We start from the raw sequence: 9275 nt of genomic DNA, 5'->3' as shown, positions 1-9275 counted from the left end.
CCGTTCCCCCCCCGGGCGGCCGCCCCCTGGCGCCCCCACCCCCCCCGCGCCGCGCCCCCCCCGCCCCCGCGCCCCCCCCCCCGCCCGCGGCGGGGGGCCCCCCGCCCGCCCCCCCGGCCGCCGACCAGGGCGTTGCGGGTGATCAGCGCCTGGTCGGGGCCGGGGATCATGATGAGGACGACCGCGGCGACGGCGAACGTCAGCATGCCGCCGCCGCCCGGACGTTCCGCAGGACGGCCGCGTGCTGCCGTTCGCGGAAGTAGAAGTGGCCCCCGGGGAACAGCCGGACCGGGACCGGCCCGGCGTCGGTGTGCCGCTCCCAGGCGGTGAGCTGCTCCCGGGAGATGAGGTCGCGGTCGCCGCCGAGCACCGTGAACGGTACGGGCAGCGGCGGCCGTTCGTGCCACCGGTAGGTCTCCAGGATCCGGTAGTCCGCCCGCAGCCCGGCCGCGGAGAGCCGCGCCAGCTCGGGGTCGGCCAGGAGCTCTTCGGGGATGCCGCCGTGCCGCTCGTTCACGGCGCCGAGCAGCTCCGTGTCGGGCAGGAGGTGGAACCCCTGCTCGTGCCGGGCCAGTTCGGGTGCCGGGTAGCCGGAGAGGATCAGCCGCTCCGGCAGTGGGCGGCCCAACTCGATGAGCCGGTGGGTGAGTTCGTAGCACACGAGGGCGCCGAAGCTGTGCCCGAAGAACACGAAGGGGGTGCTGAGCGGCAGCTCCTTCGCGAGCCGGTCGACGAGGTCGGCCATCGACGTGCACGGTTCCTCGTCGAGCCGGGAGCCCCGGCCGGGCAGCTGGACGGCCAGGACGTTCAGGCCCTCCAGCTGCCGGCCCCACCGGACGTACTCGGCGGCGGAACCGCCTCCGTGCGGGAAGCAGTACAGGGTGCGCGGCCCGGACGGGCCCGGTGCCCTGATGGTCCACTGGGGGGTGTGCGGTTCCGCCATGCCGGTCACGTCACCTCACCTCGGCCGTTCCGGCGGCGACGGCGTCAACGGTGCCGGCGTCAAGGGCGTCCGCCTCGGCACCGGCCGACGCCAGGTACTCGGCCAGGCCCTCGATCGTCGGGTGCTCCAGGATCTCCTTGGGCCGCACCTGCCGGCGCAGCTTCGTCCCGAGGTCGGCCGCCAGCACCAGGGTGGTGGCCGAGTCGACGCCGAGCGCGGTCAGCGGGAGCTCGGTGCCGACCTCCTCGACCGCGATGTCCAGCAGTTCGGCGATGTAGTCGGCGAGCCACTCGACGAGCCTGTCGCGTGTCACACGTCCTCCTGGGGTGCGTCGGATGCGGGGGAAGCGGTCGCCGGCACGTCGAGCGGGTTCGCCGGGCCGAGCTGCGGTTCGAACCACGCGTCCACGTCGGCCACCGTCGAGTTCTGCAGGACGACGGCGACCGGCACCTCGACGCCGAAGGTGCGCTGCAGGGAGACGGCGATCCGGGCCGCGAGCAGCGAGTCGCCGCCCGCCTCCAGGAAGTCGTCGGCGAGGTCGATCTGGTTCACGCCGAGGATCGAGCGGTAGATCTCGACGAGCTTCGCCTGCCGGTCGGTGACCGGCGGACGCACCGGCCGTCCGCGCTGCACGCCCCGGGCGCCGGCCTTGGCGAGGACCGAGCGGTCGATCTTGCCGGTGGCGCTGAGCGGCATCCGCTCCAGCGGGCTGAGCCGCGCCGGGACCATGTGCTTGGGCAGGTGCGCGGCCGCGTGCGCGAGCAGCGCGTCGCGGTCGAAGCGCCGCTGCTCCGCGGGGCCTTCGGCGGCCAGGACGTCGAAGCCGACCGCGGCCGGTCCGTCGCCGTCGCGGGTGAGCACCGCGGTGTCGCCGTAGCCGCACTCGGTGAGCAGCCCGGCCCACTGGGGGCAGTCGAGCAGTGGGTGGCCCCAGGTGCGGAACGCGGTGTCCGTCCAGCCGTCGAAGCCCTGCTGGAGGCCCATGGTGAGGTCGAACCACGGGTGCATGGCGGTCTGTTCGACCATCAGCAGCAGGCCGCCGGGGGCGAGGACGGAGCGCAGGGTGCCGAGGCTGGTGGCGATGTCCCGGGTGTCGTGCAGGACGCTGGCGGCGATCACGAGGTCGGCCGACAGGCCGTCGTGGCCCTGGAGTTCGGGCTCCTGGTCGAGGTTGAACAGCCCGTAGCGGACGAACTCGTGCTCCCCGAAGTTCTCCTGGGCGCGGTCGGTGAAGTAGGTCGAGATGTCCGTGAACAGGTAGTCGGTGCGGTCGGCGGGCAGCAGCGGCAGCAGGTGCTGCGTGAGCGTGCCGTAGCCGCCGCCGACCTCGACGACGCGCAGCGGGCGGTCCGCCGGCCAGTCGGCGACGAGCCGGGCCACCGCCTCGGTGGCGACGGCGTAGGCGGGGCCGAAGAGGCGGGCGTACACCTCGGGCGTGCGGTCCGAGGCGTAGAGCTCGGCCGAGTGCAGGGACTGGGTGAGGACGGCGGCGACGTTGCCGGCCAGCGAGAGCATCCAGTCGATGAGGTCCCCGGGCACGTCCAGGGTGCCGCCGAGCGCGGCGCGGGCGGCGTCGGCGACGGTGTCGGGGACGGACTTCGGGAACTCGACGGCCACTTCGAGGCCGTCCTCGGTGGTGCGCAGGTCGCCGTGGCGCACCAGGGCGTCGGTGGCGCGGGCCAGCCAGCGTTCGTAGCGGGTGGCCACGCCGGCCGCGGTGGCGGCGGACGGGTCGAAGCGCTCGCCGGGCAGGTGCGGCAGGCCGAGGGTGCGGAAGGCGACGGCGGCGGCCGCGGCGTGCAGGTCGTCGAGTGCGGACCAGGCGCCGAGCAGGGTGTCGGCGTCGGGGCCGGGGGCGGCGAAGGTCGCGGCCGAGGCGAGGGCCGCGCGGCGGCGGTCGGTCTCGGCGGCGTCCGCCGTCTCGGTGACCAGCAGGGAGCCGTCGGCGCGGTCCGGCACGACGTAGCCGAGCAGGCGCGCGTTGGTCGGGTCGTCGGCGGACTTGACGACGACGGCGTTCTCCACGCCGGGGTGGCGCTGGAGGACGGCCTCGACCTCGCCGCACTCGATGCGGTGGCCGCCGATCTTGACCTGGCCGTCCCGGCGGCCGAGGAACTGGAGCACGCCGTCCGGCAGGTAGCGGCCGAAGTCGCCGGTGCGGTAGAGCCGTTCGCCGGTGCGCGGGTGGTGGACGAAGCTCGCTTCGGTGCGCTCGGGGTCGCGGAAGTAGCCGCGGGCGAGGCCGGCGCCGGCGATGTAAAGCTCGCCGGGCACCCACACCGGGCACGGCTCCATGCGCTCGTCGAGCACGTGGAAGGCCTGGTTGCGCAGCGGCTTGCCGTACGGGACGCTCGGGCAGCCCTCGGGGACCTCGTCGGCCGGGTGCCAGTTGGACCAGATGGACGCCTCGGTGGCGCCGCCGAGGCTGATCACGCGGGCCTCGGGCCACAGCGCGAGGATGCGCTCGGGCAGGTCCAGCGGGATCCAGTCGCCGCTGAGCAGGACCAGGCGCAGGCCCTCGGGGACCTCGCCGGTGAGCTCGACGTGGTCGACGAGCATCTGCATCTGGGCCGGGACGGAGTTCCACACGGTGACGCCGTGCCGGGTCATCAGCTCGGCCCAGTGGCTCGGCTCGCGGCGCTTGTCCTCGTCGGGCAGCACGAGGGCGCCGCCGGCGAGGAAGGTGCCGAAGAGGTCGTAGACCGAGAGGTCGAAGCCGAGGTCGGCGAGGCCGAACACGCGGTCCCCGGGGCCGACGCCGAAGCGCTCGTTGATGTCGGTGACGGTGTTGAGCGCGGCCCGGTGCTCGATCATGACGCCCTTGGGGCGCCCGGTCGAGCCGGAGGTGTAGAGGACGTAGGCGAGGTCCTCGGGCCGGGCGGCGTCCGCCGGGGCGGCCGGGTCGGCGGCGCCCTCGACGTCCAGCCTCGGCAGGCCCTCGGGCCAGTCCGGCGCGTCCAGGTGCGCGGCGTCCGTCACGACGGCGAGCGCCTCGCCGTCGGTCAGCAGCGTCGACCGGCGGGCGGGCGGCAGCGCGGGGCCGACGGGCAGGTAGGCGGCCGAGGCGAGCAGCACGCCGTGGGCGGCGGCGACCTGGTCCGGGCCCTTGGGCAGGGTGATGCCGACCAGGCGGTCGCGCAGACCGGTGCCGTCGGCGGTGCGGCGGACCCGCTCGGCGACGGACGCGGCCTGTGCGGCGAGGCCGCCGTACGTGACCGTCCCGGCGCCGTGGATCACGGCGGGCCGCTCGGGGTGCTCGGCGGCGCCCTTGAGCAGGCCCTGGTGCAGCAGGCCCCCGGGCAGTTCGCCCGCGGTGTCGTTCGCGCCGTCGCGCTCGGTGGCCTGGCCGGCGGGCAGGGCGAGGGCGGGGCCGGCCGTCCAGACCGCGTCGTCCTCGGCGAGCGCGCGGACCGCCGCCGTGTAGGTCGCGAACATGTCGTCCAGGAGTCCTTCGGGGAAGAGCTCCTCGACGGCGTCCCAGGTGAGGTCCAGCGAGCCGGTGAAGTCGACCACCTGGTGGTCCAGCCACACCTGCGGGGTCTGGCTGAGCCGGTAGGTGATGTCGCCGAAGTAGGCCATCGGCCCGGAGACGTCGGCGACGGTGCCGAGGCCGCTGGTGAAGACGACCGGCATGGTCTCGAAGTTGGTCTGCAGGCCGCGCCGGCGCCGCTCGCGCAGCGCGTGCAGGGCGCTGACGTAGCGGTGGCGCAGGTCCTGCTGGAGCTGGGTCTGGGTGCGGGCGACGCGGTCCTCGAAGGGGAGGTCGCCGGTGGTGTCCATCTCCAGGAGGCAGATCGAGGTGAAGTCGCCGATCAGGTTCTGCAGGTGGGGGTGGACGGTGCGGTGGCCCTTCGCGTTCTCGGCGAGGAGCAGCGGCAGGCGGTTGAAGAGCGTGAGGTTCAGTGCGAACTTCGGCGTGCCGCTCCACATCCGCAGGGTCTCGGCGAAGACCGTCGCCAGTACGGCGGTCGGGGTCAGGCCCGCCTCCTCCGAGCGCTCCTGGAAGCGCTGCCACAGCTCCGGCGGGAGGTGGTACTCGCGGTGCGTGAAGCGCGGCTTGGGTATGCGCGCCGGGGGCTTGGCCAGCGGCAGCTCCGGCGGCGGGGCGAGCTCCTCGGCGCGGGAGACCCAGTACTCCATCGAGCGCTTGTGCCGCGGCGACTGGGTGCCGTTCTCCAGCGCGAGCACGTAGTCACGGAAGGAGACGTCGACCGGCGGGAGTTCGGCCCGCTCGTCGCGGCAGAGCGCGCTCCACTCGCTGAACAGCCCGGCGATGCTGGCCAGGTCGACCATGAGCAGGTCGAGGCTCACGTGCAGCCGGTCGTGCTCGGGCAGGCGGGTCAGCCGGATGTCGAACAGCGGCCACACGGAGGGGTCGTAGACCCGCTCCGACAGGTCCAGGCGGACCTCGGCGAGCCGGGCCTGCGCCTCCTCCGCGGGCACCTGGGACAGGTCCTCGAAGGCGATCTCGAACGGCGGGGCCTCGGCGAGGATCTGCTGCTCGCCGCCCTCGTGGACGACCGCCCGCAGCATGCCGTGGCGCTCCAGCAGGCGGCGCCAGGTGCGGTTCAGCAGGTCCGGGTCGAGCCGGCGGCCCTCCAGCTCGAAGTAGGCGTGGGGCGCGACGTTGCCGAGGACGAAATTGGGCCCGCGCCCGACCCAGTACGCGTACTGGATCTCGGTCAGCGGGAATGGTTCATTGGCTTCGGGTGACTCGCCGGGACAACAGCCACCGTCGGTGTTCTGTCCGCTCCCCATCTGGCTTCTCCCATTCCTGGTGCTATCGAGCGCAAACGTGCGGGATCCCGGTGAGGACGTGATCTCGCTGCGGGGGTGATCTCGGTGCGGGTGTCCGGCCGCCGGTGCGGCTCGGGAAGATGTGGCTCCGGTGGAGGAGCGCTGTCAGTGAAACCGCCGTCCCGGAGGGGTGTCAAGATCTTCCCGGTCGTCGCACCAGCCACTTTGCAAACATCTGACACTAGGTCAACTCTGCCCGGTTTGTCGCATATTGGGGAAGCTTTGGCGGTCTCAAAGAAGCGCTTGGAGTCGCCATTCGGCGTGTGTGAACAAGCGCCGGGGGAGATGTGTCCATTCGCGGAAGTGTTCGACGGCGACTCCGGGCTTTGTCTGATGAGCCGTCAAAGTTCCCGTTCTTCATCCTGATTGCGTCAAGCCGCTTTAAGCTCCCGTTAAGGATGGCGGGTTCCCGCCACCCCGTGAACTCTCCAACGAGCAAGGGCCGCAACGCCCTTCTGGACGATGAGAGCAGGGGATGACGACGACAGACGAAGAGCCCAACGGCACCGCGCGCGGACCGGGCCGGGGCCGCGCGCGCAGATCCGCCCGCCGCGCGGCGGGCAGCGTCGCGGTGCTCGCCGTCGGGGTGGGCGGCTGCTCGCTGCTGGCGGCCCCGGCCGCGTTCCCGCAGACGGGCGACGGGTCCGTGACGGTCCGGGTGGTCCGGGCCGTGGACGCGAGCGGCGTGTACAAGTCCGCGCTGGAGCCGGGCATCGCGGGCGTGAAGGTGACGCTGACGGACGACGTCGGCGTCGGCGTCGAGGGCACCACCGCGGCCAACGGCATGGTGACGCTCGCGCCGGCCACGAGCAAGGCGACCGGCGGCAAGTACCGCGTGCAGGTGGTGAATCCGAAGCCGGGCGTGCTGTTCCCGGCCTTCGCCTCCCGTCAGGGGCTGGACGGCGCGCCCGGCCGGCTGAGCAGCAACGAGGAGTTCGTCGACCTCTCCGGCGGCAGGAACGTGTCCTACACCACCGGGCTGTGGAACCCCGGTGACTACTGCCAGAAGAACGCGCCGCTGGTGACGACGTGCCAGCCCATGGCCCGCGAGGGCGGCGCACAGCGCACGCTGGTCTCCTTCCCGTACAGCGCGCGCGGCCAGGACGGCGAGGGCGTGAACGCCACGACCATCGCCACCAACGCCGAGACCGGCACGCTGTTCGGCATCGCGTGGAACAAGGCCGACCGGCGGGTGTTCTCCTCGGCGGTCGCCAAGCGCACCACCGGGTACGGCCCGGGCGGCGCGGGCGCGATCTACGTCACCGACCTCGCGCAGAAGACGACGACGCTGTTCACCACCGTCCCGCACGCGGGCACGAGCGTCCACGGCGGCGGCACGGACGACGCCTTCGTCGACGCGCCGGGCAAGGAGAGCCTCGGCGGCATCAAGATCACCGACGACGGCAAGGACCTGTTCGTCGTCAACCTCGACGACCGCAAGCTGTACCGCTACGACGCCACCGTCCCGAGCGCCGGGGCGCCCTCGGCCGCCTACCCGATCCCCGACCCGGGCTGCCCGGCGGCGGGGGACTGGCGCCCGTTCGGCCTCGGCCTGCAGGACGGCACCGGCTACCTCGGCGGGGTGTGCTCCGGCGAGTCCACCGGGAAGCTCACCGACGTGCGCGCGGTGGTCCTGCCGTTCGACCTCGGCACCGGGGCGTTCGGCAAGCCGGTGCTGGACCAGCCGCTGGACTACCCGCGCAAGTCCACCGTGGGCTCGGGCCCCTGCGACGGCGCGGGCTGGTTCCCGTGGACGAGCACCTACCCGACGGCGCAGAACGGCCGTCCGTGCGGTCTCGGCACCATGGCCAACCCCGAGCCGGAGCTGGGCGAGATCGGCTTCGAGACCGACGGGTCGATGCTGCTGGCCTTCCGCGACCGCTTCGCCGACCGCGCGCCGGGCGCGGTCGGGCCGGGCGCCCCCGCCCGCGTCATGTCCGGCGGCGACCTGAACAAGGCCTGTCCGGTGCACGGCACCTACGTGCTGGACACCAACGGCGGCTGCGGCCTCGCCCCCCGGGGCAACCGGTTCTTCGACACCGCCTGGGCCGGGGTGGGCCACCACAACACGGCGTTCGCCGGCATGGCGCTCTCCAAGGTCGAGGACACCATCGCGGTCTCCGCCTTCGACCCCAACCACACCGCCCTCGGGTACGGCACGTCGTTCCTCCAGCGGGCGGACGGCAAGCAGGACCCGCAGCTCGGCTTCCGGCTCAACCCGCCCAGGGACAACGCGCCGTTCGGCAAGGGCGCCTCCATGGGCGACCTGGAGGTCCTGTGCGACCGGGCGCCGCTGCAGATCGGCAACCGGGTCTGGTACGACCCCGAGCGCAAGGGCATCCAGAACCCGGGTCAGCGCCCGGTCCCGGGCGCCACCGTCAACCTCTACGACGAGTCGGGCAAGGTCGTCGGCACCACGAGGACGACGACGCGGGGCGAGTACTACTTCGACGACTCCGACGTCACCGGCGGCCTCAAACCCCGGACGAAGTACACGATCCGGATCGACAACCCGGCGGACTACGCCAAGGGCGGCCCCCTCTACCAGTGGGTGCCCACCGCCGCCGACGTCGGGGACAACCACTTCATCGACTCCAAGGGCGTCGTCCCGGCCGGGGCGAGGTTCCCCGAACGGTCGCTGACCACCGGCGGACCGGGCGAGAACGACCACACGTACGACTTCGGCTACCGGCAGCAGGAGGGCGTCCTGCGGGTCGTCAAGAACGACCAGGACGGCAAACCGCTGGCCGGGGCCACGTTCCGCCTCTGGAAGGAGAGCAACGGCACGGACGGCCTCCAGACCGCCGGGGACAAGCCGGACACGCCCGTCGGTGAGCCCTGCACCACCGGGGCGGACGGCGTGTGCCAGGGCAGCGGCACACCCGGGACGTACTACTGGCAGGAGGTGAGCCCGCCGGACGGCTACTCCGCGCCGGACCCGTCGGTGTCCGCACCGCTCGTGCTGACCGCGGACAACCTCGACGCGGGGGTCTCGGTGACGATGGTCAACCGGCTCATCCCGACGCCCACCCCGACGCCCACGCCCACGCCCACACCGACATCCACGCCGACGCCGACTCCGGTGCCGACCGGTACGCCGTCGCCGTCCTCGCCGCCGGCGCAGACCGGCCCGGCCGTGCCCGGTAGCCCCGGCAACCCCGGTAACCCGGACTACCCGCTGCCGCCGGCCGCACCCCGCCCGGTGCCCGGCACGTTGCCCGGCACCGGCGCGAGCGGGGCGCTCCTGCCGGCCGTGGCCGGTGCGGTGGTGCTCACCGCCCTCGGCGCGGCGCTGCTCGTGCTGACCCGCAGGCGCAGGTCCAGGCGCTGACGGTCCGGAAGGGCTCGATCGGGCGGGGGGGGGGGGGCGCTCCAAGGGGGGGCACGGGGCGCGGGGGCGGGCCCCCGCGCGCCGTCCCGGGGGGGCGCGTGCGCGGGGGCCGCGCGGGGGGGGGGGGGGTGGGCGCGCCACCGCGCCTGCTCGACGGCCGTCTTGGCCTGCCAGGACGGGCTGTTCATCAGGTCGTGCCAGGCC

Annotated in this window: 4 protein-coding genes; 1 reads left to right on the top strand and 3 read right to left on the bottom strand. The window is 73.6% G+C overall.

The window, feature by feature from the left end:
• Positions 1 to 199 precede the first annotated feature (199 nt).
• From ACFV4G_RS27845 to ACFV4G_RS27835, 3 genes are read right to left on the bottom strand one after another with little or no spacing between them, the layout of a single operon-like run.
• A complete protein-coding gene (locus ACFV4G_RS27845) occupies positions 200 to 943 on the bottom strand; it encodes a thioesterase II family protein (protein ID WP_380444855.1) in 744 nt (247 codons plus the stop codon).
• A gap of 10 nt (positions 944 to 953) precedes the next feature.
• A complete protein-coding gene (locus ACFV4G_RS27840) occupies positions 954 to 1256 on the bottom strand; it encodes an acyl carrier protein (protein WP_380444849.1) in 303 nt (100 codons plus the stop codon).
• On the bottom strand, positions 1253 to 5701 hold the full coding sequence (locus ACFV4G_RS27835; RefSeq protein ID WP_380444848.1) for an amino acid adenylation domain-containing protein: 4449 nt from the start codon (positions 5699 to 5701) through the stop codon (positions 1253 to 1255). The genes ACFV4G_RS27840 and ACFV4G_RS27835 overlap by 4 nt, the downstream gene beginning before the upstream one ends.
• A gap of 514 nt (positions 5702 to 6215) precedes the next feature.
• On the opposite strand from ACFV4G_RS27835, the gene ACFV4G_RS27830 reads away from it, so the two are divergent.
• Positions 6216 to 9071, top strand: a complete 2856-nt coding sequence (locus ACFV4G_RS27830) for an SdrD B-like domain-containing protein (RefSeq protein ID WP_380444847.1) — start codon at positions 6216 to 6218, stop codon at positions 9069 to 9071.
• The last annotated feature ends 204 nt before the right edge of the window (positions 9072 to 9275 follow it).

Source organism: Kitasatospora sp. NPDC059747 (assembly GCF_042732955.1).
In the GTDB taxonomy this organism is placed as follows: domain Bacteria; phylum Actinomycetota; class Actinomycetes; order Streptomycetales; family Streptomycetaceae; genus Kitasatospora.
This window is presented reverse-complemented; position numbering and strand designations above follow the sequence as displayed.

What these genes read in the sequence shown, in the direction of transcription:
- ACFV4G_RS27845 (WP_380444855.1), bottom strand. Translation starts at nt 943, where the DNA reads ATGGCGGAACCGCACACCCCCCAGTGGACCATCAGGGCACCGGGCCCG.
- ACFV4G_RS27830 (WP_380444847.1), top strand. Translation starts at nt 6,216, where the DNA reads ATGACGACGACAGACGAAGAGCCCAACGGCACCGCGCGCGGACCGGGC.
- ACFV4G_RS27835 (WP_380444848.1), bottom strand. Translation starts at nt 5,701, where the DNA reads ATGGGGAGCGGACAGAACACCGACGGTGGCTGTTGTCCCGGCGAGTCA.